We start from the raw sequence: 24,870 nt of genomic DNA, 5'->3' as shown, positions 1-24,870 counted from the left end.
CATCCCTATTATCAAGTCCATGGGAGATGGATTTCTGAACAAGGCCTACCGGACCCGCGATCCGGAGGCCATTCGCACGCTGTACGATGAATGGGCCGACACCTACGAGGCCGAGATCGCCGCGAACGGCTACGTGACGCCGGACCGCTGCGCCAAGGCCCTGGCGAAATACGCCAAGGACCAGGCGGCGCCGGTGCTCGATTTCGGGTGCGGTACGGGGTTGTCGGGCCTGGCGCTTGCGCTTGCCGGGTTCAAGGTGATCGACGGCGTGGACCTGTCGCCCGAGATGATCGATCAGGCACGCGAAAAGAACGTGTATCGCGACCTCGCCACGATCGCGCCCGGCGGCAAGCTACGGCATCAACCCGGACGTTACGGTGCAATCACCGCCATCGGCGTGATCGGCGCGGGCGCGGCTCCGGCGACGGTATTCGACATGTTGATGCAGGGGCTGGGCCGCGGCGGTCTGCTGGTCTGCTCGCTCAACGATCACGCCATCGCCGACCGCGTGAACGAAGCGCGGATCAACGAATGGACCGATTGCGGCGCGGCGCGGCTCCTGTTTCGTGAACATGGCGACCACCTGCCCGGCATCGACCTGGGCGCTTGTGTCTACGTCATTGAAAAAGCGTGACATTCCGCACACGCTTTGCACCCTCTCCAACGGGTCCGCTGCACCTGGGGCATGCGTATTCGGCCCTCCTGGCGCACGATCTGGCGATGGCGCGCGGCGGCACCTTTCTGCTGCGGATCGAAGACATAGACACCGCGCGCGCCCGCCCCGCGTGGGAGGCGCAGATCTACGACGACCTGGCATGGCTGGGGATCCAATGGTCCGCTCCGGTGATGCGCCAGTCTGACCGCCTGCCCGCGTACCGCGACGCCTTGCGGCGCCTGTGGGATCTGGGCTTGATCTATCCCTGCCATTGCAACCGGCGCGACATCGAAGCCGCGGCAACCGCGCCGCAAGAAGGCGCCGGACCGATGATCGGACCGGACGGAATCGTCTATCCCGGGATCTGTCGGCCCGCTTTGCCGGCCCAAGGGACCATGCCCGCCGATGGCGTGGCCGCGCTGCGCCTCGACATGGCCCGTGCGGTGAAATCCGTGGCGGCAGGCGATCTGACCTTTCACGAAACCGGCGCGGGCCCCGAGGGCCAGACGGGCCCGGTCGCCGTCGCACCGGATGCGCTCGTGACCGACGTGGGCGACGTGGTGCTGGCGCGGCGCGACATGGGCACTTCCTATCACCTGTCTGTCGTGGTCGACGACGCGGCACAGGGCATCACGGATGTCGTCAGAGGGCACGATCTGTTCGAGGCGACACAAATCCATGTGGTGTTGCAGGCGCTGCTCGGCCTGCCGCGCCCCGGGTATTGCCACCACCGGCTGATCCGCGACGACAGCGGCAAACGTCTTGCAAAGCGCGACGATGCGCGCGCCATCGCGGCCTACCGCGCACAAGGTGCCAGCCCCCACGATATTCGGCGCATGGTCGGTCTCTGACGCCGGTCGCCTGCCCGTTCTTCTGGCGGGAAATACCTTGGGGGTGCGGGGGCAGCGCCCCCGCGCAACGGTCACTCCTCGGGCGCCATCAGCTCGACTTCCACGCCGTCCCGCACTTCGGTATAGAAACACGACCTCCGCCCGGTGTGGCAGGCCGGCCCGGTCTGATAGACCGTCACCAGCAGGCAGTCGCGGTCGCAATCGACGCGAAAATCGACCAGTTCCTGAACATGACCACTGGTCTCGCCCTTGACCCAGAACGCCTGCCGTGACCGGCTCCAGTAGGTCACGCGCCGCGTCTCGAGCGTTCTTGCCACGGCGTCGGCGTTCATCCAGGCCATCATCAGCACCTCGCCCGTCGTCGCATCCTGTGCGACGGCGGGGATCAGCCCTGCGGCATCGAAGCGCAGTGTCGCGGGATCAAAGGGGGTTTGCTCGGTCATGGCTCAAAACCTTTTTGCATCTGGAACGTGAAGACTTATGTAGTGGGTCAGTGACCAAAGGAACCCTCATGGCTGCCGATACCGACCTGATCAAGCTTTATTCTGGCCGAATTCTTGAATTGGCGGCTGATATTCCGCACGTCGGCCGGCTTGATGCGCCGCAGGCCACGGTCAAACGCCGATCCCCGCTGTGCGGCTCGGCGGTGACGGTCGATGTGGTGGTGAAAGATGGCCGCGTGTCCGATTTCGGGCAGGACGTCAAAGCCTGCGCGCTGGGTCAGGCGGCGGCGGCGGTGACCGGCGGGGCAATCATCGGGCGCACCCTGCAAGAGGTCGAGGCGGCGCGCGACGCCCTGCGCGCGATGCTGAAAAAGGACGGCCCAGTGCCCGACGCCCCCTTCGACGGGTTCGAGGTTCTGCTGCCGGCGCGCGATTACAAGAACCGCCATGCCTCGATCCTGCTGAGCATCGAAGCCGCGGCGGAGGCGATGGCGGAGGCGCTGCAATCGGCCAACGCCTGATCAACGGCATCCGGACGAACATTATCGAAATGTAAGGGTTTGGCTGTCAGACCGGTGATGACCATTAATTTGCCGGGGTTCCATGACACTTCAGCCCACTTTCGCCGACACCCGCCAGATCGACAAGCTTGCCGCCGCCGCGGCAACGCTGGGATTTGAGATCGTCGATGTCTCCGCATTTCTGGACATGGTCGAGCAACAGGCCCGCGCGCAACGCACCACCCTGACCGACCTGAGCAAATCCGCCGTCGAGGTGGACCGCGCCAGCAGCGACGTGAGTGTGGCCCTGAGGGATCTGTCGCACAGCACCGACCAGACCTTTGCGCATGTGAAATCATCGGTGGCGCTTGTACGCGGCGCGGGCGACAAGACCCGCAACGTGGCCGAATGGGTGAAATCGCTGTCAGATCGGACCGGGTCGGTCAGTCACACGCTCAGCGCGGTGCGCACCAACAACTTCGAGATTGCCGCCATCGCGGCGCAGGTCAACACCCTGGCGATCAACGCCAAGATCGAAGCGGCACGCGCCGGCGAGGCGGGACGCGGGTTTGCCGTCGTGGCCGAAGCGATCAACGAATTGTCGCAAAAGACCAAGCAGGCGGCGACCCAGATTTCATCGAATATCGAAACCCTGTCCGCGTGGATCTCGCAAATCGGCAAGGACGCGCAATCTGTCGCGGCCGAAGCTGCTGAGGTGCTCGAACAGTCGGGCGGCACCGACCATGCGCTTGGCCAGATGGAGACCTCGATCAAGACGACCCACGCCCATGCGCAGCGGATCGCCCATCAGGTCGAACAGGTCGACGCCGCGATGCGCCGGTTCACACCGTCGCTGGATGCGATTGACGGGTCGGTCCAGAACACTACGAAAGGCATCGAAGAGGCGACCGGGAGGGTGATGCGCCTGATCGACACGTCGGAAACGATCGTTCAGTCCAGCGCGCTGTTGGGCGGCAGCGGTGCCGACGGTCCATTCATCGACGCGGTGCGAAAGATCGCGCGCGACATCGCCGAGCGCCTTGATGAGGCGGTGGAAACCGGACGGATTTCGGTTGCGCAACTTTTCGATCATGCCTACCGGCCCGTTCCGGGCAGCAACCCGGCGCAATTCACCACCCGTGCCACGGCGGTTCTGGATCAGTTGTTGCCCGCCTTCCAGGAGCCCGCGCTGGATCTTGACCCCAAGGTGGTGTTTTGCGCGACAGTGGATCGGAACGGGTATCTGCCGACCCACAATCACAAGTTTTCGTTGCCGCAGGGTACCGACCCGGTCTGGAACATGGCCCATTGCCGCAATCGCCGGATGTTCAACGATCGGGTCGGCCTCAAGGCCGGACGCAATCGCGATCCGTTCCTGCTCCAGGTCTATCGTCGTGACATGGGTGGCGGCACGTTCAAGCTGATGAAGGACCTGTCATCACCGGTGATCGTTCAGGGGCAACATTGGGGCGGTGTCAGACTGGCCTATTCCTACTAGGGACACGTCTTGCCGGACCGGTACGCCGGTCCGCTGGCGCGGGCAGACCCAGCATCACCCCATGCAGACATGATCGGGATTGCAGGACAGGTAACCTTGCGCTGCGCGCCAAAAAAAACGCCGCACATTCCGGATGGAACGGCGGCGCAAGGGAACGCTCAAATCATGTGGGACCTGGCGATTTGCGGGGCGGGATGCCCGTGACACGGACCGGGGAACAGGCAGTGTTGGTCCGTTGCATCCATTGGGGACGGATGCGCGCAAATGCCAGCATGACAGCGCAGGCAGAAATCAGGCAAAGGCGGGCAGATGCAATCCCACGACCAGCATGACCACCAACGCGGCAGCGCCGGTCGCATCCTGCAGCAATGTGTGCTGCGACCGTTTGGCGATGGCCTTGATCTGGGACAGTGTCGTCATGGGATGCCTCCGTTCTTTGTTGCCTCTTTGTTCTCATTTTATTAACGGCCTGTAAAGAACTTTTTGAGAACATTAGCGAACAAATCCAAACAAAAGGGCTTAACCCACTGAAATCAAACGAATGGCTTCGTTCTGGCGCATCAACCACAGAAGCAGGCGCGCTGCCTGGCCGCGCGGGCTGTTCAGGGCGGCGTCATCGGCCAGCAGTTTGCGCGCGTCGCTCTGGGCGACGGCCATCAAGGCGGCCTGACGTTCCAGATCGGCGACCTTGAAGCGTGGCACACCCGATTGCGCCGTGCCGATCACATCGCCCGCACCGCGCATTGCAAGGTCCGTCTCGGCAATCACGAAACCGTCCTCCGTCTCGCGCAGAACCTCCAGCCGCTTGCGGCCCGCGTCGGACAACGGCGCCTGAAAAAGCAGCAGGCAGGTCGACGCCGCATCGCCCCGGCCGACCCGTCCGCGCAACTGGTGCAGCTGCGCCAGCCCGAAGGTTTCGGCCCGTTCGATCACCATGATCGTCGCATTCGGCACATTCACGCCCACCTCGATCACCGTCGTGGCCACCAGAATGGCGGTGTCTCCCGCCTGGAACGCCGCCATCGCCGCGTCTTTCTCGGCCGGGGGCATCTGGCCGTGCACCAGCCCGACGACGCCCTCGCCCAGAGCCGCGCGCAATCGTTTGAACCGCTCCTCCGCCGCCGTGAGGTCAAGCTGTTCGCTTTCCTCGACCAGCGGGCAGACCCAATAGCACTGGCGCCCCTCGCCGATCACGGCACGCAGCCTCGTGATGACCTCGTCCATCCTGTCTGTGCTGATCAGCGCGGTCTTGATCGGTTTGCGCCCGGGCGGCTTTTCATCCAGCACGGACACGTCCATGTCGCCGTATTGCGCTAGCGACAGCGACCGCGGAATCGGCGTCGCCGTCATCACCAGCACGTCGACCCCCTGCCCCTTGCGGCCCAGTTCAAGCCGTTGGCGCACGCCGAACCGGTGCTGTTCGTCCACCACCGCGATGCGCAGATCGTGAAATTCCACGTCGGCCTGGAACACCGCATGTGTGCCGACAAGAACCTGGATGTCGCCGCGTGCAAGCGCCGCCAGCTTGGCGCGCCGCTCCGCGCCCTTGTCGCGCCCGGTCAACAGGTCCAGCACCACGCCGGCATCCTCGGCCAGCGGTTGCAACCCTTCAAGATGCTGCCGCGCCAGAATTTCCGTCGGCGCCATCATCACCCCTTGCCCGCCGGCCTCGACCGCGCAAAGCAGCGCCATGAACGCCACCAGCGTCTTGCCTGCGCCGACATCGCCCTGCAAAAGCCGATTCATGCGCTGCGGGCCGGCCATGTCGGCGGTGATCTCCGCGATGGCGCGTGTTTGCGCGGCGGTGGCGGCATAGGGCAACCGGGCCATGACCCGTGCCTGCAACCGTCCGTCACCGGTACTGGCCCGGCCCGGTTTGCGCCGTTCGCGCGCCCGCGCCAGCGCAAGCGTCAGCTGGTGCGCCAGAAATTCGTCATATGCCAGTCGCTCGCGCGCGGGCGCGGTGGCGGCCAGGTCCTCTTGCCGCTCGGGGCTGTGCGCCTTGTGCAACGCTGTGGCGAAATCGGGCCACTTCGCGCGCTGCACCTGCGCGGGGTCGATCCACTCGGCCATCTCGGGCACGCGCTCCAGCGCGCTCCGGGTGGCTTTGATCATGGTCTTTTGCGTGATACCGGCGGTCAGCGGATACACCGGCTCGAACGCGGGTATGTCGCCCGCCTCCTCCTCTGTCACGGTGTGATCGGGGTGCACCATCTGCGCGATCCCGTCGAACAGTTCGACCCGGCCCGACACGACGCGCCGCGCGCCCGTGGGCAACGTCCGCTCGAGGTAATCGGCGCGCGCGTGAAAATACACGAGTTGAAAGCTGGTTTCGGCGTCCTCGACATGGATGCGGTACGCCCCGCCCTTGGTGCGCGAGGGGTAATGCTTGCCGATGCTCACCGCGACCGTCACCGTGGCGGGTAACACCACATCCTTGACCGTGGCGAGCAGACGGCGGTCAATGCCAGAATAAGGCAATGTAAACAATAGGTCACGGGGCGCCACGACGCCCAGGTTGGCCAGCATCTGCGCGGTTTTTGGGCCCACGCCGGTGAGCGTCTCAAGCCCGGAGAACAGCGCAAACAGGGCTTCGGGGCGCCCTGTCATGCCCCCTCGATCAGCGCGAGCCAGCCGTCTTCGTCGAGGATTTCAATGCCAAGTTCCGCGGCCTTCTTGCCCTTGGATCCCGCGCCGGGGCCGGCCACCACGATGTCGGTCTTGGCGCTGACGGATCCCGACACCTTGGCGCCCAGCCGTTCCGCCCGCACCTTGGCCTCTGCCCGGGTCATCCGCTCAAGGCTGCCGGTAAAGACGACCGTCTTGCCCGCGACGGGGCTGCCGGTGGTATCGGGGCGTTTGGCCTCCTGAATATCCAGTTGGGCCACCAACCGGTCGATCGAGGCGCGCTCGGCCTCCTGCTGAAAGGTGCTGACAAGTGATCCGGCCATGACCTCGCCCACGCCATCGACGCTGATCAGATCGTCCCAGGCGGGGCCCTGGCGCGATGCGGCTTCGGTCATGGCCTGCTCGAACGCGTCCCAGGTGCCGTAATGCATCGCCAGAAGGTTCGACGCCGCCTCGCCGACATGGCGAATCCCCAGTGCAAAGATCAGCCGGCCCAGCGGAATGCGACGTTTGTCCTCGATCGCCTGGAACAGGTTGCGGGCAGATTTCTCTCCCCATCCCTCGCGGTTCTTGAGCTGTTGCATCCCCTGCCCGTAACGTTCGCGCAGCGTAAAGATATCCGCAGGTTCGCTGATCCAGCCGTCGGCATAGAACTGTTCGACCTGCTTGGCGCCCAACCCTTCGATGTCAAAGGCCGCGCGACTGACAAAATGTTTCAGCTTTTCAACAGCCTGCGCCGGGCAGATCAACCCACCGGTGCAGCGGCGAACGGCATCGCCCTCCTCGCGGATGGCGTCGCTGCCGCACTCGGGACAGGTGGTGGGAAACTCGTAGGGCGCCGCGCCGTCGGGCCGCTTGCTCAGGTCGACATCCGCCACCTTGGGGATCACGTCGCCGGCGCGATAGACCTGCACCCAATCGCCGATGCGAATATCCTTTCCGTCGCGGATCTGCGTGCCCTTGCTGTCGAAGCCCTTGATGTAATCCTCGTTGTGCAGTGTGGCGTTGGACACGACGACACCGCCTACTGTCACCGGGGTCAGCCGCGCCACCGGGCTCAATGCGCCCGTGCGCCCGACCTGGATGTCGATCGCCTCCAGCCGGGTCCAGGCCAGTTCGGCCGGGAATTTATGCGCCACGGCCCATCGCGGCGTGGTTGAGCGAAACCCCAGCCTGCCCTGCAGCGCCAGATCGTTCACCTTGTAGACAACCCCGTCGATATCATAGCCCAACGTGGCGCGTTGTTCTTCGATCATGGCGTAATGTGCGATCATCTCTTCGGGGCCGGTGCACAGTCGCGTCAGGGGGTTGACGGAAAATCCGAACCCCTCGATCCGCTTCAGCGCGTCCATCTGCGTTTTGCCCAACGGATCCGACAGCGCGCCCCAGGCATAGGCGAAAAACCCAAGCGGGCGCGACCGTGTGATGTCGGCATCGAGTTGGCGCAGCGACCCGGCCGCGGCATTGCGCGGATTGGCGAAGGTCTTGCCGCCACGCTCCGCCTGCCGGGCGTTGAGCGCCTCGAAATCGGAGTGCGACATATAGACCTCGCCCCGGATTTCCAGAACCTGCGGCGCACCGTCGATGTGCTGCGGGATGTCACCGATGGTGCGGGCGTTGGCGGTGACATTTTCGCCAATCGTGCCGTCACCACGTGTCGCGGCATGGATCAGTTTGCCCGCCTCGTACCGGATCGACAGCGACAGGCCATCGATCTTGGGCTCGGCGGTATAGTCAAGCGCTGCGTCGCCAGACAGCCCGAGGTATTTGCGCACCCGGCCATCGAAATCGCGGACATCGTCATCGTCAAAGGCATTGGCCAGCGACAGCATCGCGACCGCATGGGTGATCTTTGAAAACCCTTCTGCGGGTTCTGCGCCGACCTGTTCGGTCGGGCTGTCGCTGCGTTTGAGGTGCGGAAATTTCGCTTCGATCGCGGCGTTGCGTTGCTTGAGCCGATCATAATCGGCGTCCGACAGCTGTGGCGCGTCCTTGGTGTAATAGGCTACGTTGGCTGCCCGAAGCTTTTGCGCGAGGTCGGCCAACTCAATTCGGGCCGCCGCCTCGTCAAGGCTGTCGATATCGGAAAAGGTCGCCACGCGTATCGCCCCCGGTTGCCGCATGGCTGTCTAGATAGGTGGGGTTTGCGGAGCCGTCCAGATGATTTCCAGTCCCGCGCGCGCCCGTCCGATCCGCCGGACCCGTTGGTTTGGGTCCGCTTGTATCCGACCCCGTGAGTGGAGAGCAGCGCGCGCGGGTCCGTGCCGCACGGTCCGGGCCCGGTGTCGCGTCGGCGTCACGCGCCGACGGCGACCCGGCGGACACCGTCCGACAGAGCAGGGTCGGGATCGCGCAGCACATAGCCACGCCCCCAGACCGTTTCGATGTAATTTTCGCCACCCGTCGCGGTGCTCAGCTTTTTGCGCAGCTTGCAGATGAACACGTCGATGATTTTCAGTTCGGGTTCGTCCATCCCGCCATAGAGATGGTTCAAGAACATCTCCTTGGTCAGGGTGGTGCCCTTGCGCAGGCTCAAAAGCTCCAGCATCTGGTATTCCTTGCCGGTCAGATGCACCGACTTGTCGTCGACGCTGACCGTCTTGGCGTCAAGGTTCACGGAAACCTGGCCCGTCTGGATCACGGATTGCGAATGTCCCTTGGATCGGCGGATGATGGCATGGATCCGCGCCACAAGTTCTTCGCGGTGAAACGGTTTGGTCAGATAGTCGTCGGCCCCAAAGCCGAACCCCTTGATCTTGTTTTCCGTATCGTCAGAGCCGGAGAGGATCAGGATCGGCGTTTCGATCCGGCTCAACCGCAACTGGCGCAACACTTCGTGGCCGTTCATATCCGGCAGATCCAGGTCCAGCAGGATCAGATCGTAGTCGTAGAGCTTGGCCAGATCGATGCCCTCTTCGCCCAGATCCGTCGCATAGACGTTCAGGTTGGCGTGTGTCAGCATCAATTCGATGCTTTTCGACGTCGTCGGATCGTCTTCAACCAATAGGACTCGCATAAACAATCTCCGCTTCTTGCCGGGGCTTCGGTGTCGTTAACCCTGCCGGATAAAGGTTAACCACACTTTAACGTGGTGCGAAAAGGCTTTTATCACCTTAAAGTTGTCGGTATTTCTGTACCGCCGTCGCCTTGAGGGCGAATTCGCCGTGATGTGACACCGCCCGGACCCAGCCTGCGAATTCCTCATCGCTGATCCGGTAAAGCTCCAGCGCCGCGGACTGCGAGATCAGCCCATAGACCACGCCGCGCACCACCGCTGCCTTGCGTGACGCAACCCACCGCCGGGTGTCCTTGGGTGGCAGGTCCGCCAGCGTCATTACGCTGCCGTCCGCCAGCGTCACGGCGCGCGGCCCGTCGACTTTCTTGAGATACATGGGTACTACTCGCCTTCGTTCTGTGACACAGACCTTGGTGCGATCGCCCTTAAAGACAGGTGAAATGCCCCCTTGAGAGTGATTAGGATTTTCATATATTCCCGCAGAGATACCGGAGAGACCAATGCCCCTCGATCACACGCCCCCCCTGAACTCGCTTGGCTTTGCCAAGGCACCCGCCGATACGCGCGTGGTGGTGGCGATGTCGGGCGGCGTCGACAGCTCGGTCGTGGCCGCGATGCTGGCCGAGGAAGGCTATGACGTCGTGGGTGTGACGCTGCAACTCTATGACCACGGTGCCGCGCTGGCCAAAAAAGGGGCCTGCTGCGCCGGGCTCGATATTCATGACGCGCGGCGGGTGGCCGAGACGATGGGCTTCCCGCATTACGTGCTGGACTACGAAAACGTGTTCAAGGACGCTGTGATCGACGAATTCGCCGACAGCTACCTTGGCGGCGCGACGCCGGTGCCCTGCATCCGCTGCAACGAGCGTGTGAAATTCAAGGATCTGCTGGAAACCGCCAAGGATCTCGAGGCAGACTGCATGGCCACCGGCCACTACATCCAGCGCAAGATGGGCGCGCAGGGCCCCGAATTGCATTCGGCCGCCGACGCCAACCGCGATCAAAGCTATTTCCTGTTCTCCACCACGCCCCGGCAGCTCGACTACCTGCGTTTTCCGCTGGGCCATCTGGCGTCCAAGGCCGACACCCGCGCCCTGGCCGCGAAATACGGTCTCAGCGTCGCGATGAAGCCCGACAGCCAAGACATCTGTTTTGTGCCCAATGGCGACTACGCGGCGGTGATCCGCAAACTGCGCCCCGAAGCCTCCGATCCCGGTGACATCGTGCATGTCGATGGCCGCGTGCTGGGCACCCATGAGGGCGTCATCAACTACACCATCGGCCAACGGCGGGGGCTTGGCATCGGCGGGCTGGCCGATCCGCTCTACGTCGTGAAACTTGACCCCGAGGCCAAACAGGTCGTCGTCGGCCCCAAGGCGATGCTCTCGACCCGGACGGTGCCGGTGCGCGAAATCAACTGGCTGGGCGACGACGATCTGATGTCGCGGCCCGAATGGCACATCGCCGTGCGCGTCCGCTCCACCCGGCCGCCCACCGATGCCATCCTGCGCCCGATCAGCGCAACCGAGGCCGAAGTCGAACTGCTCACCCCCGAAGAAGGCGTCTCCCCCGGCCAGGCCTGCGTCTTCTACGATACCGACAGCAGCCGCATCTACGGCGGCGGCTGGATCCACAAGGGCTGACCGGTCCCGCGGCCCGGCTTCTCTTGTTTGGAAATATCCCCGCCGGAGGCACCGGTCTTGGCCCGCGGCCAAGACCGCATGATCGTGTCGCGGCGCAGCCGCGGCCAATGGGTCACATCCGCGCCAGAACCGCGCGCGCCGCGCGCAGACCGGGCGGCTCTCCGCCCTGCCCCAGACGCTCCATCGTGGTGCGCATGGCGGCTTGCTGCGCCGTCGGGTCGGCCAGGACCTGCAACAGCGACGCGCCGATCCGCTCGGGCAGGCAATCGGCCCCGATGAATTCCGGCACCACGCGCGTGTCCGACACGAGGTTGACCAGCGTCACGCTGTCCACGCGCAGCATCCGCGTGATGATCTGCCGGCTGAGCCAGTTCATGTCATAGGCGATCACCATGGGCGTTCCCGCCGCCGCCAGTTCCAGCGATACCGTGCCCGAAGCCGCCAGGGCCAGATCCGCCGCACCGAAGGCGGCGCGCTTTGTGGTCGCGGCGACATCGGCCGACATTTGCCGCGGGTCCAGGACGATCGGCGCGCCGGGCCAATCGGCCACCCGTGAACGGACCGCCGCGGCCACCGGGGCGGCGGCGGGGATCACGATGCGCAGATCCGGACGCGCGGCCAGAACCGGCGTCACCGCCCTGGCAAAGACCGGCGACAGGCGGCTGACCTCGCCATGGCGCGATCCCGGCAGGACCAACATCACCGGCGCGTCGCCCAGGCCGTATGCGGCGCGAAACGCCTGCGCGTCCTGCGGTGTCGCCACGGGCTGCGCCACCACCGGGTGCCCGACGAAATCGCACTCCATCCCGGCGGCGGTCATGAAGGGCGGTTCGAACGGGAACAGCGCCAGCACATGGTCGATCACCTGCGCCATCTTTTCGGCCCGGCCCGCGCGCCAGGCCCAGACCGTGGGCGCCACGTAATGCACCGTGCGGATGTCGCGCGCCGCCTTGACGCGGCGCGCGACCCGCAGACAGAAATCGGGGCTGTCGATGGTGATCAGCACGTCCGGGCCGGTGTCGATCACGGCTTGCGCGGTCTGGCTGATCCGGGCCTTCAACGCGCGGTACTTGGGTAATATCTCCGCCAGGCCCATCACGCTCAGCTCATCCATCGGAAAGCGGCTTTGCAGGCCCTCGGCCTGCATCTGCGCACCACCGACGCCGTCGAAACTGACATCCGGCACCAGGTCCTTCAGGCCCGCCATCAGCGCCGCCCCCAGGCTGTCGCCGGACACTTCGCCTGCGATCAGAAAGACGCGCATCACTCGGCCGTCCGGGACCACAGCAGCAACCCCGCCGCATTGGCCTGCTCGATCGCCTCGTCCGGATCGAGCAGGATCACACCGCCCGCGTCGATGACGATGCCCGCAAGGCCCGCAGCGGCGGCCGTGGCGACGGTATCGGGGCCGATGGTGGGCATGTCGGCGCGGCGATCCTGCCCGGTCTTGGGGCCCTTGACCAGCACGGCGCCGTCGCGCAGCGGCGTGTCCGGCAGGGTGGACAGCATGAAATCCGTGCCGCCCAAGGCCTCGATCGCCAGAACCTGTCCGCCGCTCACGACGCAGGATTGCCCCACGTCCAGCGGCGCCAGCGCCGCCAGCACCTGCAATCCGCGCCGCGCGTCCTCGCGAATGCGCGCCGTCGGTGCAGCCCGGCTCAGCACCCCGGCGGTCGCGATCAGATCGGGAAGCAGATCCTGCGCCGCGCGCACCGTAAATCCGGTCTGCTCGAACAGGTCCATCAGCGTCCGCAGCGCCCCGTCGTCGCCCTTGGCCAGACCCGCCTGGATCAACGGAACCAGCGGCAGGGTCGCCGCGTCGATGGCCGAGGGGTCCACCTGCGGGCGATCGACGCTGCCGCACAGGCAGACGTCGGTCACGCCGCGATGGCCCAGCTCGACCAGCAGGCTGCCCAGATGTTCGAGCCGGAACACGATGTCGGGGTCCAGACCGTCGAGCGCGTAGCCCTCGAGGGTCACGATCAGGGGGGCGCTGGCCTGCGCCTGCGCCACCTGTGCGGGCAATGTCCCGCGTCCTGCGATCAGCGCCAGCATCAGCGCGGCGTCAGGAAATGACGGTCACTGTCGCTCAGCACGAAGTCGACGATCTCGCGGACATAGTCGCTTGCCGTCTCCTCGCGCAGGCGGCGGGCACGGTCGTGAAACGTGCCCTCGCCCTGTGCCAGCATCTGGAACGCGGCGCGCAGCGCGGTGATGTCGGCCCGCGCCACGCCGCGGCGCTTGAGCCCGACGAGGTTCAGCCCGTCAAGCTCGCCGCGCGGGGCCTGCACCAGGCCATAGGGGATCACGTCGTTGGTGACCATCGTCACCGCACCGATGATCGCTCCGCGTCCGATGCGCACAAACTGGTGCACCCCCGACAGGCCGCCGACGATCACGTCATCCTCAAGCACGCAATGCCCGGCGATGGCGACGGAATTCACGATGATGCACCGATCCCCGATCCGGGCGTCATGGGCGATGTGGCATCCGGCCATGAACAACCCGTCGTCGCCCACCTGCGTCACACCGCCGCCACCCTCGGTGCCGCAGTTCATCGTGACATGCTCGCGGATGCGGTTGCGCTTGCCGATGACAAGCTGGCTCGCCTCGCCCCTGAACTTCAGGTCCTGCGGGATTTCACCGATCACCGCGAAGGGAAAGATCACCGTGCCTTCACCGACCTGCGTCCGGCCGGTGACGACGACATGGGATTTCACCTCGACGTCGGGGCCCAGAACGACCTCGGGCCCGATCAGGGAAAACGCGCCGACACGTGCCGTTGGATCAATCTTGGCGCCCGGCTCGATCACCGCGCTGGGGTGGATCAGGCTCATGCCATCACTCCTTGGGAAGGTCCATCATCGCGGTGAACTCGGCCTCGGCGGCCAGTTCGCCTTCGACTTCGGCCACACCGCTGAATTTCCAGACCTTGCCGCCGGGCTTGCCGCGCAGCGTGGTCAGTTTCATCTCCAGCACATCGCCGGGGATCACCTTGCGGCGGAACTTGCAGTTGTCGATGGACATGAAATAGACCTTCATCTCGCGATCGGCCATGTCGAGGGCGGTGCCCACCATGACGGCCGCGGTCTGGGCCATCGCCTCGACGATGGTGACGCCCGGCATGATCGGAAGACCGGGAAAATGGCCCTGGAAATGCGGTTCGTTCATCGTGACATTCTTGATGCCGCGCGCGCTGGCGGTGCCGTCGATATCGACGACCTTGTCCACCAGCAGAAATGGATAGCGATGCGGCAGGATCCGTTGGATCAACTGAATATCCGCGCTGAGGCCTTGGGTGGACATGATCATTCTTCCTTTTCGCTCAGTCGCCTGATGGCGTTTGGGTATCAACTCCGCCGCGATGGGGCAAGACCGCGGCCCTGCGCCGGTGGCGTGGCGGTCAGTCCTGCGGCGCCGGGCGTTTCCCGTCGTCGCCCAGTACCGCGTCGATGCGGGCCAGGGCGTCGGAGGTGATGTCGATGGCATTCGCGCTCAGGAACACCGATCGCTTTTCGAGAATCACCGCCGCCCCGGCCTCGCGCATCAGGGTTTCGAGCACCGGCGCCGCCGCCGTCAGAAACACCGACCGGCGCTCTTCGAGCTGTTGGTTCAGGGCGCGCGTCTTGGCATCCTGTTCACGCCGCGTGGTCTGGACCTTTTCGTCGAACGCATCGGCCAGCGCACGAAACGCTGTGGGTTCCATCGTCGGGCGGCGTTCGGTCAGATCCTTTTCCTCGGCGGTCAGCGCCGCCTCGATGCGACGGTTCTCGGCGGCCAGTTCCGCGCCCTGCGCCTCTATCTCGCGGGCGGTGCGGCGGCCAAAGGCGCTTTCCAGGTAAAGCCTGTCGGAATCGATGGTCAGGATCGGGCTTTGGATGGTCAGCGGCGCGCCGGCGGTCTGCGCGAAAAGCGCAGGCCCCGCCCCGATCAGGGACAGGGCCAGGAAAACGCTCCGCAAGGTCGCCATCGCGCGGCTGGGCATCAGCGGCCTCAGAACCGGGTGGACAGCGTCAGCTCGAAGCTTTGCTCGCGGTCAAAGGTTTCCTTTTTGATCGCATCGGTGAAATTGAACCGCAACGGGCCCACCGGCGTGTCCCAGAACACCGACACGCCGATCACATGGCGGAACGATCCGCTTTCGCCGACCACACTGCCGCCCGAAAGATCGACATCATCGAGGTTCCACAGGTTGGCCACGTCATAGAACACGCCGCCGGAAATTCCGTATTCCTCGGGCAGGCCGATGGGGAATTCCGCCTCGAACCGGGCCGCGACGTACAGGTTGCCGCCCAAGGGATCGTCGCCCGACACGGTCAGGTCGCGCGGCCCGATGCCGCCCGGCTCGAAGCCGCGAATGATGTTGGGCGTCAGCAGGAAGCGGTCAGGCGCGCGGTTGGCCCCGCCCTTCCAGTTCAATGCGCCGCCTTCCAGTGTGGCGCGCAGGGTCACTTCCTCGTTGAAGATCTTGGTTTCGCCAACGACCTTGGCGGTGGATTTCAGGTATTCGCTGTCGCCACCCAGACCGGCGAAATCCTGGGTGAACTGCACCAAAACCCCGGCGTTCGGGTCCAGCCCCGTCAACCGCGTGTCATAGGTGTACTGATAGCCGATGGCGCTGGAGAATTGCTTGCCCACCGCGATTTCGTTGCCGATCACCGGGCCGTTCACCGGGGGTGTGCGCGCCAGCATATCGACTTCTTCACCGGTATAGCGGACCTGCAGGCGGCCATTTTCGCTCACCGGGAAGGTCAGGCTGGGCCGGAACAGGATCCGATCGGAATCGAAGGTCGAAAAGGACGAATTCGTCTCGGAGACATCAAGCTCAAGGCCGAATTGCAGATCCCGGCCCAGCAGCCGCGGTTCGACGAAGGCGATGCCGTACCGCTTGGCCTGTTCGGCGGTCGAGACGCTCAGGAACAGCTTTTGGCCGCGCCCCAGAAAGTTCTGCTCGGCAAAGCTGACCGCGACGCCGAAACCCGAGCTTGTCGAGAACGAACCACCGAAATTGAGCGAGCCGGTCGGTTTTTCCTCGAGGTCGACGTCCACGATCACCTGGTCGGGGCCGGATCCCTCGCGGGCCTCGACCTCGGCGGTCTCGAAGAAGTCCAGCGCGCGAATCCGTTCCGCGCTCTGACGGATTTCGCGCGGGTTGAACGGGTCGCCCTCCACGCTGGTGAACTGGCTGCGGATCACCCGGTCCAGCGTCGTGGTGTTGCCCTCGATATCGATCCGCTCGACAAAGACGCGCGGCCCGCGGCTTAGCACAAACGCGACGTCCAGCGTCAGGTCGCGGTCGTTGCGGGTGATGCGCGGCTCGACCCGCAGGAAATCGACGCCATCGCGGATCGATTGGCGTTCGATGCGGGCAATCTCGTTTTCCACCAGGCTGGGCGTATAGACCACACCCGGCTTTACCTTGATGATGTCGCGATAAGCATCCGCATCGACGTTCGGCATCTCGCTGATCACAGAGACGTCGCCGAACTTGAACTGCTGGCCTTCCTGCACGTTGAACACGAGGAAATAGCCGTCGCGCTCCTCGGTCAGTTGGGCGTTGACGGAATTGACCCGGAAATCCACATAGCCGCGCGACAGGTAGAAATCGCGCAGGACCTGCTTGTCGAATTCGACGCGGTCCTCGACAAACGTGTCGCGCCGCACCAGCGACCGGAACAGGCCCGCCTGCTTGGTGCCCAGAACCCGGCGCAGGCGGCGATCCGAATAGACGCGGTTGCCGACAAAGCTGATGCGCTCGATCTCGACGTTGTCGCCTTCGAAGATTTCGAACACCACATCGACTCTGTTGTCGCTGCGTTTGATGATGCGGGGCGTTACCTTGGCGGCCAGCCGCCCGTCGTTGGCATAGGCCTCGGCGATGGCCGCGGCGTCGCGTTCGGCCTGCGCGGGGTTGAAGACGCGGCGCTCGCCCGAGTTGATCACCGCCTCGAGCGCCTCGTCCTTGATGCGGCGGTTGCCTTCGAAGCTGATGCGGTTGACGGTCGGCAGTTCCACCACCGAAATCGCCAGCGTACCGCCGCGCGGTTCGATCCGGACACTTTCGAACAGGCCGCTGTTCACCAGCCGCTGGTAGGCCTCGTTCAGTTCGCCGGCGCTGATCGACTGACCACGGGCGATTCCGGCCCGGCTGAGGATCGCCGCGTTGCCGATCCGGCTGTTGCCCTCGATGACGACGCTGTTGAAGGTGTAGTTCTGGGCCGCGACGGGGCTGGCGTAAATCGCGCAAGTCCCTGTCAATGCGGCGCAAACGCTGACGGCGCGCAGCAGACCTGAAAGCTCGAAAGAAAATGCCCGTGTCCGGACATCGGTGCCCGTAATCCTCAGTCCCATGGTTCAAACCCAATCTTAAGACAATGTTGAGTATGTGAGTACCCAGAATAGCCTGTCTTGTCAAAACCATGTAGCCCAATTTGGCCAAACAACTAAATAGGCGCCCAGTGGGCGCCTGTCAGGGTCGAAACCGTTGCAATTGTGTAACTTAGAGGCTGCCGACAAAGGCCCCGGCCAGAAGCGCCAGCGCGATGGTGCACAGATAGAGGGCCAGATCCCAGTTGAGATCCATCAGGAGGCTGAGGCCGCGGTAGCTGTTTTGAATCGTTTGCATAAGTCACCTATTGCTTTGGTGACCCCTGCATAACCTGCGATTATGACGCGATTTTGTCGAAATGTGGCGTAATCATGGCAATTTCATCCGGTCTGCGCGCCGATATGGCCGATGCGCCGCCCTGCCCCCGGATCAGGGGCAGAACAGATCGTTGCCAAGCGCGAACACCATCAGCGTCAGCACCATCGCGAGACCGGCGGTCATCAGGATGCGCAGCGCGCCGTCGCTCGGCGGTTTGCCGGTCACGGCCTCGTAGGCGTAGAACACAAGGTGCCCGCCATCCAGCGCCGGGATGGGAAACAGGTTCAGCAGCCCGACCGCCGTGCTGAGCACCGCGATGAACCACACGAAGGACTGCGCCCCCTGGCTGGCCATCGCGCCGCTTGTCTGCGCGATGCCGATGGGCCCCGACAGGTTGCAGGTGCTGATTGCGCCGGTGATCATGTGGCCCAGCCCGGACAGCGAGCCGTTGATGATCCGCCAGGTCTGGGCGACGCCGCTGCCGATCGCTTCGCCGACGCCGGGCGATTGCGTGGCGGGTTCGAATGCCATGCCGCCGGCGATGCCGATACGCCAATGGGTGACGAAACCGCCGTCGGGTTGCGGTTCGTCCACGCGCTTTGGGGTCAGGGTCACGTCGAGCGTGTCGCCGTCGCGCCAGATCGTCAGCGCCAGCGGCGCGCCGTTGCCGCCCTCGACCGCCTGCTTGAGCTGATCAAAGGCGAAAATCGGTTCGCCGTCGATCGCGATGATCACGTCGCCGACCTCAAGATCGGCGCCAAGTGCCGCGCTCTGCGGGCTGAGCGCCGACACCAGCGGCGGCAGCAGATAGGCGCCCGGCACCACCTGTTCGACCCCGTCGCGGCGCACGCGGTATTGCAGCGTGGGTGTCTTGGGCAGACCCGAGATGAAGCTGGAATAGGCGTCGTCCTCGAGGCTGGGCACGGGCGTGTCGTTGATCGCCAACAATTCGTCCCCGGTCTGAAGGCCGCGCGGCTCGAACGGCAAGGGCCGCAAATCGCCGACGGTCAGCGGATCGCGGGCCACCCCGCTTGACAGGACCACGGCGGAAAAAACGATGATCGACAACGCGAAATTGAACACCGGCCCCGCCGCCACCGTCGCCGCGCGCGCCCAGAGCGGCGCACCATGCATGGTGCGGCGCAGGGCCTCGGGGTCCGTTTCGACCTCGGCCATCGCATCCGCATCCTTGCCCGAGGCGGCGTTGGCGTCGCCCGCGAATTTCACGTAGCCGCCAAAGGGCAGCAGCGCCACCTGCCAGCGGGTGCCGCGTTTGTCATACCGCGAATACAGCACCGGTCCAAAGCCAAGGCTGAACACATCGGCATGAATGCCCGACCAGCGCCCGACGATGTAATGGCCGTATTCGTGGATCGCCACGATAACCGACAACGCCAGTACGAAAGCCGCAATCGTCCAGATCAAACCGCCGAACTGCGGGATCAGTGCCATGATGTCCAAATTTCTACCCTGCTCTTTTTTCGATGACCGCGCGGGCCTCTTGTCGTGCCACATGGTCTGCTTGCGCGACGTTATCAAGGGTCATGGTGGCGTCAATATGACCTCCCCGGGTCGCGATCCGGTCCAGCACGGTCTCTACGACCTGTGCCATTTCGGGAAATGTGATCCGCCCCGCGATGAACCCGTCCAGTGCACATTCCTTGGCGGCATTGAACACCGCACCGGCCAGACCGCCCATGGCCATCACGTCGCGCGCAAGGCGCAAAGCGGGCCAGCGGGTGTCGTCGGGCGGGCGGAAACTCAGCGATCCGATGGCCGCCAGATCCAGCCGTTCGACCGGGATGTGGCGCCGTTCGGGCCAGTGCAGCGCGTAGCCGATGGCATGGCGCATATCCGCAGGCCCCACATGCGCCATCAAGGCACCGTCGCGAAAGCCGACAAGCGCGTGCACCATAGATTCAGGGTGCACCAGGACTTCGATCTGGTCGGGATCAACGCCGAAAAATTCACGAGTTTCAATAACTTCCATCGCTTTGTTGAACATCGATGCGGAATCGATGGTGATCCTTTGGCCCATCTCCCAATTGGGGTGCGTGGCCGCCTGACCGGGGGTCGCCGCGGCCAGATCCTCGATCGGCCAGTCGCGGAATGCGCCGCCGGATGCGGTGATGATCACGCGCTCGACGGCTGCCATGTCCTCGCCCGTCAATGCCTGAAACACCGCCGAATGTTCGCTGTCCACCGGCAGGATCCGCGCATTGTGCGCCCTGGCCGTGCCCAGCATCAACGCCCCGGCGCAGACCAGCGATTCCTTGTTGGCCAGCGCCAGCGTCGCGCCCTGTCGCAAGGCGGCCAGCCCGGGGGCCAGCCCGGCGTGCCCGACGATGGCCGACATCACCCAGTCCGCCGGACGGCTCGCCGCCTCCTCGACCGCCCGCGCGCCGGCCGCAACCTCGATCCCGGTTCCGGACAGGGCGGCGCGCAGGTCCGCCAACAGGTCGTCGTGTGCGGTGATGGCAATCTGGGCGTTCAGGGCGCGCGCGTCGCGGGCCAGCCGGTCGATATTCGTCGCACCGGTCAGCGCCACGACGGTATAGTCGCCGGGCGCCCGCGCGATCAGATCGATGGTGTTCTGCCCGATGGAGCCCGTGGCGCCGAAAATGCTGACCCGTCGCGGCATCGCGACTAGCCCAACCCCGGCGGGAAGCCGATGAACTGGCCGATGATCAGCAAGAAGACCGAGGCGCCCAGCATGCCGTCAAAGCGGTCCAGCAGGCCGCCGTGTCCGGGAATGAGTGCCGAGCTGTCCTTGACCCCCATCTTGCGCTTGACCGCGCTTTCGGCGATGTCGCCCATCTGGCTGGCCATCGACAGTGCGATCGACACGCCGATCAGTTGCGCGCTGGCGCCGGTGTTGATCGAGAACGCCAGCCCGACCAGCGCCGCACCGATCCAGCCCGCCGCGGTGCCGGACCATGTTTTTTTCGGGCTGACGCGGGGCCAGAATTTTGGCCCGCCGATCATGCGACCGGCGAAATACCCCACCACATCGGTCGCCACGACCACCGTGACCAGCCACAACATCCAGCCGAACCCAAGATCGTCGCGCACCGCCATCATGCCGTAGCCCGACAGCAGGACCAGCACGGCAAACACCATGTAGAGCGTGCGGTTCTTCTCGAGCTGACCGAAACCGACCAGCGCGGGCGCCAGCAGGATGGGCAACGCGAACCCCACCGGCAGGTACACCGCCAGCAGCGTGGCCGCCCCGGCCAGCCCGCCCAGTTGCACCGACACGGGGCGTGTCGCGGGGTGCAGCATGCCCACCAGTTCCCAGACCATCAGCCCGCAGATCAGCGCGACCAGCACGTGAAACACGTGCCCGCCCATCCAGACGCCCCAAAGCCCGATGACGACCATCGCCGCCCCCGACCCCATCCGGGCCGCCAGATCGCCCCATTTCTCTGGCCGGTCCACCGATGCGCCGGTCATGTGCGCACCCCGCCGTAGCGCCGCTCGCGCCCGCCGTAGCTGGCGCACAGCGCGCCGAATTCCGTCTTGCTGAAATCGGGCCAGAGGGTATCGATGAATTCATACTCCGCGTAGGCTGACTGCCACAGCAAAAAGTTCGAGATCCGCGCCTCGCCGCTGGTGCGGATTACGAGGTCGGGATCTGGTAAAACGTAAGTATCCAAATACTTTGGCAGGGTTTCTTCATCCACGTCGTCGGGGTTCAACCGCCCCGCGGCGACATCCTGCGCCAGTCGCTGGGTGGCGCGTGCAACCTCGTCGCGGCCACCGTAATTCAGCGCGATCGTCAGGTTCACGCGGGTCTTGTCGGCGGTGATCGCCTCGAGGTCGTCCATCAGGCGGATAAGCTTGTCATCCAGCCGCACCCGGTCGCCGATAAAGCGCACGCGCACCCCAAATTCGCTCAGCGATCGGGCCTCGCGGCTGATGTAGCGGCGAAACAGGCTCATCAATCCGGCCACTTCGACCTGGGTGCGTTTCCAGTTTTCCGTCGAAAAGGCAAAGATCGTCAGGTATTCGACCCCGAAATCGGGGCAGGCTTCGACGATTTCGCGGACCCGGCGCGCCCCGGCGTGGTGCCCGAAAAGCCGCGGGCGCCCGCGTTGCGTGGCCCAGCGGCCGTTGCCATCCATGATGATCGCCACATGCCGCGGGCCACCGGGGGGATGATCGGACAGGATTCGGGAGGACGCTTCGGACAGGGCCGCCATTCACATTCCTTTCAGCGCGCGGGATGCGTCGCCTGATTGCAGGGTGTCGTCTGGGGCCGCAGCGCCGCATGTGCCATCCGGCCCGGCCGCATATCGGCGGCTCACACCTGCATGATTTCGGCTTGTTTCGTCTCCAGCGCCTCGTCGATCTGCGCGATATAGGTGTTCGTCAGGTCCTGAACCTCGGCTTCCCAGATCTTCTGGTCGTCCTCGGACAGGCCATCGGCCTTGCCCTTCTTGATCTGGTCCATGCCGTCGCGGCGGATGTTGCGGATCGACACCCGCGCGTGTTCGGCATATTGCCCGGCAACCTTGGAAAGCTGCGCGCGGCGTTCCTCGTTCAATTCGGGGATCGGCAGCATGATGATCGTGCCGTTGAGTTGCGGGTTGATGCCCAGACCGCTTTCGCGGATCGCCTTTTCGACCTTGCCGACCATCGCCTTGTCCCAGACGTTGATCGTGACCATCCGCGGTTCGGGCACGTTGACGGTGCCGACCTGGTTGATCGGCGTTTTCTGGCCGTAGGCGTCCACCATCACCGGCTCGAGCATCGAGGATGACGCGCGCCCGGTGCGCAGGCTCGCGAATTCGGTGCGCAGGCTTGCGATCGCCCCGTCCATCCGGCGTTTCAGATCGTCGGTGTCCAACATGAAATCTTCTGACATTTATGCCTCTCAGCCCGTGTGCGCGCCCTGTCGCGGACGCCTGATTTTCGGGTTTTATAGACCCAAGTCGCGGGGCTTGTATAGACCGCCGACACCATTGCAACCCCGGAGCCGCGAGGGCGCCGTCCGTCAGGCGATGGAGCGGGCGTCGCTCTGGCCCCCGGGTCCGGTGCGCGCAAAGAGCGGGCGCGCGTGGCGCAGGTGGCGCGACAGCAGGTCGTCGCAGGCGTGACCGCGCACGACGGGGCGACAGGGCCGGTAGTCCTCGGCGCGGCGCCCGGTCGCGTCCAGATGGGCGCGCAGGCTGATGCGCGCGGCCCCTTCAAGCGCCGCAAGCGCCGTCGGACCGGGCAGAAACGTCTCGGCAAAGGCCCCGTTGGCGATCACGATCTCGTGGCGGGCCAGCAGGATATGGTGATACCGGACGGTGGCGCAGCCCTCGGTCGCATGTCCGGGCGCGGACAGGCTGTGGCACCCGGCGATGCCCAAAAGCGCCTTGGCGGCGACAAGGACATCCCGATCGCCATAAAGCCGCCGGATGATCCGCGACCGCAGCACGATCCGGTGTTGCGGCGACACCAAAAGCGGCGCCGAGGGGCGATTGGGCCCGAGCGCGCCCGCCTCGATCGTGATGGGCCGTGTGCTCGCGTCGGGGCATAGCGTCTGCGCCGCGCACCAGACGATGGGCTGCGCCCCGTGATCGGCCGTCAGCACAAGATCGCCGGGCGCCAGGTGCTCGACCGGGATATCGCCGCGCGGCGTTCTGATCCGGGTGCCCGCCACGAAACAGACCACCGATGCCCCATCGGCGCTGTTGGCGGTGAACCATCCTGACGCGTTATCTTCGACCAGGGTGCCGACGGTGATCGACTGGATGGCGATGTTGTCAAGGCTGGCCCCGTTGCTGTTCTCGGTGACGAAGGTATCGCCGTTCACCAACTGGATGATGTTGACACGGGTATCAAAGGTGGTGCCGTCGCCGCGCTCTATGGTCACCAGGTACACGGCCACCGAATCCTGGGTGATCGTCCTGCTGCCCGCGCCGTCGCCCAGATCGTAGGTGATTTCGCTCGCCGCCGATCCTTGGTCGTCGTCATAGGCGACGCCGTCGTTTTGCGGTTCGGTCACGTCGGCGGTCAGCGCCTTGATGGTGCGGTTGTCGTGGCGTCCATCAAAGACGTTGTCGTTTTCATTGCTCCAGTTGGATTCGTCGGTATCCGCTTCGGCAAAGTTCCCCAGAAAAATAAGTCCGACGCTTGGCATGACGCACCCCCTTGAACCCGGAATTCGGGACAAGCTGTGCGCCAGGGGGCTTCAACATCGGGTTAAAGTTCGAATTGTCGCGAAGTGCGGCGCTCAGCCCTGAACGCGGGTATAGGTGCCCTGGCCTGCCAGGATGCCGCGAAAGCCGCCCGGTTCATCGAGCGAGAACACGATGATCGGCAGGTTGTTGTCGCGCGCCAGCGCGATCGCACTGGCATCCATCACACCCAGACGTTTGGCCAGCACATCGTCGTACGACACGGTCGTGTAGCGCACCGCGTCATCGAACTTGTTGGGGTCCTTGTCATAGACGCCATCGACCTTGGTGCCCTTGAAGATCGCCTCGCAGGACATTTCGTTGGCGCGCAGCGTGGCGGCGGTATCGGTGGTGAAATACGGGTTTCCCGTGCCCGCCGCAAAGATGCAAACGCGCTTTTTCTCGAGGTGGCGCACGGCGCGGCGGCGGATATAGGGTTCGGCCACTTCGTTCATGGTGATGGCCGAAATGACGCGCGTGTGAATCCCAAGGCCTTCCAGCGCCGATTGCATCGCCAGCGCGTTCATCACCGTGGCCAGCATCCCCATGTAATCGGCTGTCGTGCGCTCCATCCCCTGTGCCGATCCCTGAAGACCGCGAAAGATGTTGCCGCCACCGATGACCATGCAGATCTCGACCCCAAGCTCGTGCACCGACTGCACCTCGCGGGCGATCCGTTCGACGGTGGGCGGATGCAGGCCATAGCCCAGATCACCCATCAAGGCCTCGCCCGAGATCTTCAGCATGACCCGGTTGAACGTGACTTTGGGTTCGTCTTGGGTCATGTGCTGCTCCGCATCTGGGGTTTTGATTGCCGGCAAAA

25 protein-coding genes are annotated in these 24,870 nt (G+C 64.7%); 5 read left to right on the top strand and 20 right to left on the bottom strand.

Translation table 11 applies throughout. The annotated features are described in order from the left end of the window. Positions 1-19 precede the first annotated feature (19 nt). Together FDT80_RS02535 and gluQRS are read left to right on the top strand one after the other, a co-directional pair. The gene (locus FDT80_RS02535) at positions 20-634 is read left to right on the top strand and encodes a class I SAM-dependent DNA methyltransferase (protein ID WP_138660662.1); all 615 of its coding nucleotides are present in this window, start codon (positions 20-22) and stop codon (positions 632-634) included. Next, entirely contained in the window at positions 631-1,506 is an 876-nt protein-coding gene (gene gluQRS, locus FDT80_RS02530; protein ID WP_138660661.1) for a tRNA glutamyl-Q(34) synthetase GluQRS, read from the top strand. The genes FDT80_RS02535 and gluQRS overlap by 4 nt, the downstream gene beginning before the upstream one ends. A 71-nt stretch (positions 1,507-1,577) precedes the next feature. On the opposite strand, the gene hisI is transcribed toward gluQRS, so the two are convergent. Continuing rightward, on the bottom strand, positions 1,578-1,949 hold the full coding sequence (gene hisI / locus FDT80_RS02525) for a phosphoribosyl-AMP cyclohydrolase (protein ID WP_138660660.1): 372 nt from the start codon (positions 1,947-1,949) through the stop codon (positions 1,578-1,580). A 68-nt stretch (positions 1,950-2,017) separates the two neighbouring features. Between hisI and FDT80_RS02520 the strand changes: the two genes are divergently transcribed. Further along, entirely contained in the window at positions 2,018-2,470 is a 453-nt protein-coding gene (locus FDT80_RS02520) for an iron-sulfur cluster assembly scaffold protein (RefSeq protein ID WP_138660659.1), read from the top strand. An 82-nt stretch (positions 2,471-2,552) separates the two neighbouring features. After that, the gene (locus FDT80_RS02515; RefSeq protein WP_138660658.1) at positions 2,553-3,947 is read left to right on the top strand and encodes a methyl-accepting chemotaxis protein; all 1,395 of its coding nucleotides are present in this window, start codon (positions 2,553-2,555) and stop codon (positions 3,945-3,947) included. A gap of 291 nt (positions 3,948-4,238) precedes the next feature. Here the strand turns inward: FDT80_RS02515 and FDT80_RS19170 are convergent, their stop codons facing one another. The 5 genes from FDT80_RS19170 to sciP form a co-directional block, all read right to left on the bottom strand. Then, positions 4,239-4,367 (bottom strand): hypothetical protein, encoded by a 129-nt coding sequence (locus tag FDT80_RS19170; RefSeq protein WP_281278383.1) that lies wholly within the window; start codon positions 4,365-4,367, stop codon positions 4,239-4,241. A 99-nt stretch (positions 4,368-4,466) separates the two neighbouring features. Continuing rightward, entirely contained in the window at positions 4,467-6,557 is a 2,091-nt protein-coding gene (gene recG, locus FDT80_RS02510) for an ATP-dependent DNA helicase RecG (RefSeq protein ID WP_138660657.1), read from the bottom strand. After that, complete coding sequence (gene ligA / locus FDT80_RS02505) at positions 6,554-8,698, bottom strand: NAD-dependent DNA ligase LigA (protein WP_138660656.1); 2,145 nt, start codon at positions 8,696-8,698, stop codon at positions 6,554-6,556. Before ligA ends, recG begins: the two co-directional genes overlap by 4 nt. A 173-nt stretch (positions 8,699-8,871) precedes the next feature. After that, positions 8,872-9,591 (bottom strand): response regulator transcription factor CtrA, encoded by a 720-nt coding sequence (ctrA, locus tag FDT80_RS02500; RefSeq protein ID WP_138660655.1) that lies wholly within the window; start codon positions 9,589-9,591, stop codon positions 8,872-8,874. Between the two features lie 97 nt (positions 9,592-9,688). Beyond that, complete coding sequence (sciP, locus tag FDT80_RS02495; RefSeq protein WP_138660654.1) at positions 9,689-9,967, bottom strand: CtrA inhibitor SciP; 279 nt, start codon at positions 9,965-9,967, stop codon at positions 9,689-9,691. Between the two features lie 124 nt (positions 9,968-10,091). Here sciP and mnmA point away from each other — a divergent pair, with 124 nt between their 5' ends. Then, on the top strand, positions 10,092-11,234 hold the full coding sequence (gene mnmA / locus FDT80_RS02490) for a tRNA 2-thiouridine(34) synthase MnmA (RefSeq protein ID WP_138660653.1): 1,143 nt from the start codon (positions 10,092-10,094) through the stop codon (positions 11,232-11,234). Between the two features lie 112 nt (positions 11,235-11,346). Here mnmA and lpxB read toward each other — a convergent pair whose 3' ends face one another. The 14 genes from lpxB to pyrH form a co-directional block, all read right to left on the bottom strand. Continuing rightward, entirely contained in the window at positions 11,347-12,498 is a 1,152-nt protein-coding gene (gene lpxB, locus FDT80_RS02485; RefSeq protein ID WP_138660652.1) for a lipid-A-disaccharide synthase, read from the bottom strand. Continuing rightward, positions 12,498-13,289, bottom strand: coding sequence for an LpxI family protein (locus FDT80_RS02480; protein WP_138660651.1), 792 nt, complete (start codon positions 13,287-13,289; stop codon positions 12,498-12,500). Before FDT80_RS02480 ends, lpxB begins: the two co-directional genes overlap by 1 nt. Then, complete coding sequence (gene lpxA, locus FDT80_RS02475) at positions 13,289-14,071, bottom strand: acyl-ACP--UDP-N-acetylglucosamine O-acyltransferase (protein WP_138660650.1); 783 nt, start codon at positions 14,069-14,071, stop codon at positions 13,289-13,291. The genes FDT80_RS02480 and lpxA overlap by 1 nt, the downstream gene beginning before the upstream one ends. 4 nt (positions 14,072-14,075) lie before the next feature. Further along, a complete protein-coding gene (gene fabZ, locus FDT80_RS02470) occupies positions 14,076-14,540 on the bottom strand; it encodes a 3-hydroxyacyl-ACP dehydratase FabZ (RefSeq protein ID WP_138660649.1) in 465 nt (154 codons plus the stop codon). A 97-nt stretch (positions 14,541-14,637) separates the two neighbouring features. Next, entirely contained in the window at positions 14,638-15,219 is a 582-nt protein-coding gene (locus FDT80_RS02465; protein WP_246039813.1) for an OmpH/Skp family outer membrane protein, read from the bottom strand. Positions 15,220-15,227: 8 nt separating this feature from the next. Further along, a complete protein-coding gene (gene bamA, locus FDT80_RS02460; protein WP_138660648.1) occupies positions 15,228-17,585 on the bottom strand; it encodes an outer membrane protein assembly factor BamA in 2,358 nt (785 codons plus the stop codon). 148 nt (positions 17,586-17,733) lie between these two features. Further along, positions 17,734-17,859, bottom strand: coding sequence for a hypothetical protein (locus FDT80_RS19165; RefSeq protein WP_281278382.1), 126 nt, complete (start codon positions 17,857-17,859; stop codon positions 17,734-17,736). A 132-nt stretch (positions 17,860-17,991) separates the two neighbouring features. After that, positions 17,992-19,341, bottom strand: coding sequence for an RIP metalloprotease RseP (gene rseP, locus FDT80_RS02455; RefSeq protein ID WP_138660647.1), 1,350 nt, complete (start codon positions 19,339-19,341; stop codon positions 17,992-17,994). A gap of 4 nt (positions 19,342-19,345) precedes the next feature. Beyond that, positions 19,346-20,521 (bottom strand): 1-deoxy-D-xylulose-5-phosphate reductoisomerase, encoded by a 1,176-nt coding sequence (gene dxr / locus FDT80_RS02450; protein WP_138660646.1) that lies wholly within the window; start codon positions 20,519-20,521, stop codon positions 19,346-19,348. Between the two features lie 5 nt (positions 20,522-20,526). After that, on the bottom strand, positions 20,527-21,333 hold the full coding sequence (locus FDT80_RS02445; RefSeq protein WP_138660645.1) for a phosphatidate cytidylyltransferase: 807 nt from the start codon (positions 21,331-21,333) through the stop codon (positions 20,527-20,529). Beyond that, positions 21,330-22,082 carry a polyprenyl diphosphate synthase gene (gene uppS / locus FDT80_RS02440; RefSeq protein WP_138660644.1) on the bottom strand — a complete coding sequence of 251 codons (753 nt, stop codon included), beginning with the start codon at positions 22,080-22,082 and terminating at the stop codon, positions 21,330-21,332. The genes FDT80_RS02445 and uppS overlap by 4 nt, the downstream gene beginning before the upstream one ends. Positions 22,083-22,183: 101 nt before the next feature. After that, positions 22,184-22,747, bottom strand: a complete 564-nt coding sequence (gene frr / locus FDT80_RS02435; protein ID WP_138660643.1) for a ribosome recycling factor — start codon at positions 22,745-22,747, stop codon at positions 22,184-22,186. A 129-nt stretch (positions 22,748-22,876) separates the two neighbouring features. After that, positions 22,877-24,010: a Hint domain-containing protein gene (locus tag FDT80_RS02430; RefSeq protein ID WP_138660642.1), complete on the bottom strand. Its 1,134-nt coding sequence runs from the start codon at positions 24,008-24,010 to the stop codon at positions 22,877-22,879. A 93-nt stretch (positions 24,011-24,103) separates the two neighbouring features. Further along, positions 24,104-24,832, bottom strand: coding sequence for a UMP kinase (gene pyrH, locus FDT80_RS02425; RefSeq protein WP_138660641.1), 729 nt, complete (start codon positions 24,830-24,832; stop codon positions 24,104-24,106). Positions 24,833-24,870: the final 38 nt, after the last annotated feature.

Source organism: Sulfitobacter sabulilitoris (assembly GCF_005887615.1).
GTDB classification, from domain to species: domain Bacteria; phylum Pseudomonadota; class Alphaproteobacteria; order Rhodobacterales; family Rhodobacteraceae; genus Sulfitobacter_E; species Sulfitobacter_E sabulilitoris.
The sequence above is the reverse complement of the archived record's forward strand: the minus strand, read 5'-3'. Positions and strand labels throughout refer to the sequence as shown.

What these genes read in the sequence shown, in the direction of transcription:
- FDT80_RS02535 (WP_138660662.1), top strand. Translation starts at nt 20, where the DNA reads ATGGGAGATGGATTTCTGAACAAGGCCTACCGGACCCGCGATCCGGAG.
- hisI (WP_138660660.1), bottom strand. Translation starts at nt 1,949, where the DNA reads ATGACCGAGCAAACCCCCTTTGATCCCGCGACACTGCGCTTCGATGCC.
- FDT80_RS02520 (WP_138660659.1), top strand. Translation starts at nt 2,018, where the DNA reads ATGGCTGCCGATACCGACCTGATCAAGCTTTATTCTGGCCGAATTCTT.
- FDT80_RS02515 (WP_138660658.1), top strand. Translation starts at nt 2,553, where the DNA reads ATGACACTTCAGCCCACTTTCGCCGACACCCGCCAGATCGACAAGCTT.
- FDT80_RS19170 (WP_281278383.1), bottom strand. Translation starts at nt 4,367, where the DNA reads ATGACGACACTGTCCCAGATCAAGGCCATCGCCAAACGGTCGCAGCAC.
- recG (WP_138660657.1), bottom strand. Translation starts at nt 6,557, where the DNA reads ATGACAGGGCGCCCCGAAGCCCTGTTTGCGCTGTTCTCCGGGCTTGAG.
- ligA (WP_138660656.1), bottom strand. Translation starts at nt 8,698, where the DNA reads ATGCGGCAACCGGGGGCGATACGCGTGGCGACCTTTTCCGATATCGAC.
- ctrA (WP_138660655.1), bottom strand. Translation starts at nt 9,591, where the DNA reads ATGCGAGTCCTATTGGTTGAAGACGATCCGACGACGTCGAAAAGCATC.
- sciP (WP_138660654.1), bottom strand. Translation starts at nt 9,967, where the DNA reads ATGTATCTCAAGAAAGTCGACGGGCCGCGCGCCGTGACGCTGGCGGAC.
- mnmA (WP_138660653.1), top strand. Translation starts at nt 10,092, where the DNA reads ATGCCCCTCGATCACACGCCCCCCCTGAACTCGCTTGGCTTTGCCAAG.
- lpxB (WP_138660652.1), bottom strand. Translation starts at nt 12,498, where the DNA reads ATGCGCGTCTTTCTGATCGCAGGCGAAGTGTCCGGCGACAGCCTGGGG.
- FDT80_RS02480 (WP_138660651.1), bottom strand. Translation starts at nt 13,289, where the DNA reads ATGCTGGCGCTGATCGCAGGACGCGGGACATTGCCCGCACAGGTGGCG.
- lpxA (WP_138660650.1), bottom strand. Translation starts at nt 14,071, where the DNA reads ATGAGCCTGATCCACCCCAGCGCGGTGATCGAGCCGGGCGCCAAGATT.
- fabZ (WP_138660649.1), bottom strand. Translation starts at nt 14,540, where the DNA reads ATGTCCACCCAAGGCCTCAGCGCGGATATTCAGTTGATCCAACGGATC.
- FDT80_RS02465 (WP_246039813.1), bottom strand. Translation starts at nt 15,219, where the DNA reads ATGCCCAGCCGCGCGATGGCGACCTTGCGGAGCGTTTTCCTGGCCCTG.
- bamA (WP_138660648.1), bottom strand. Translation starts at nt 17,585, where the DNA reads ATGGGACTGAGGATTACGGGCACCGATGTCCGGACACGGGCATTTTCT.
- FDT80_RS19165 (WP_281278382.1), bottom strand. Translation starts at nt 17,859, where the DNA reads ATGCAAACGATTCAAAACAGCTACCGCGGCCTCAGCCTCCTGATGGAT.
- dxr (WP_138660646.1), bottom strand. Translation starts at nt 20,521, where the DNA reads ATGCCGCGACGGGTCAGCATTTTCGGCGCCACGGGCTCCATCGGGCAG.
- FDT80_RS02445 (WP_138660645.1), bottom strand. Translation starts at nt 21,333, where the DNA reads ATGACCGGCGCATCGGTGGACCGGCCAGAGAAATGGGGCGATCTGGCG.
- uppS (WP_138660644.1), bottom strand. Translation starts at nt 22,082, where the DNA reads ATGGCGGCCCTGTCCGAAGCGTCCTCCCGAATCCTGTCCGATCATCCC.
- frr (WP_138660643.1), bottom strand. Translation starts at nt 22,747, where the DNA reads ATGTCAGAAGATTTCATGTTGGACACCGACGATCTGAAACGCCGGATG.
- FDT80_RS02430 (WP_138660642.1), bottom strand. Translation starts at nt 24,010, where the DNA reads ATGCCAAGCGTCGGACTTATTTTTCTGGGGAACTTTGCCGAAGCGGAT.
- pyrH (WP_138660641.1), bottom strand. Translation starts at nt 24,832, where the DNA reads ATGACCCAAGACGAACCCAAAGTCACGTTCAACCGGGTCATGCTGAAG.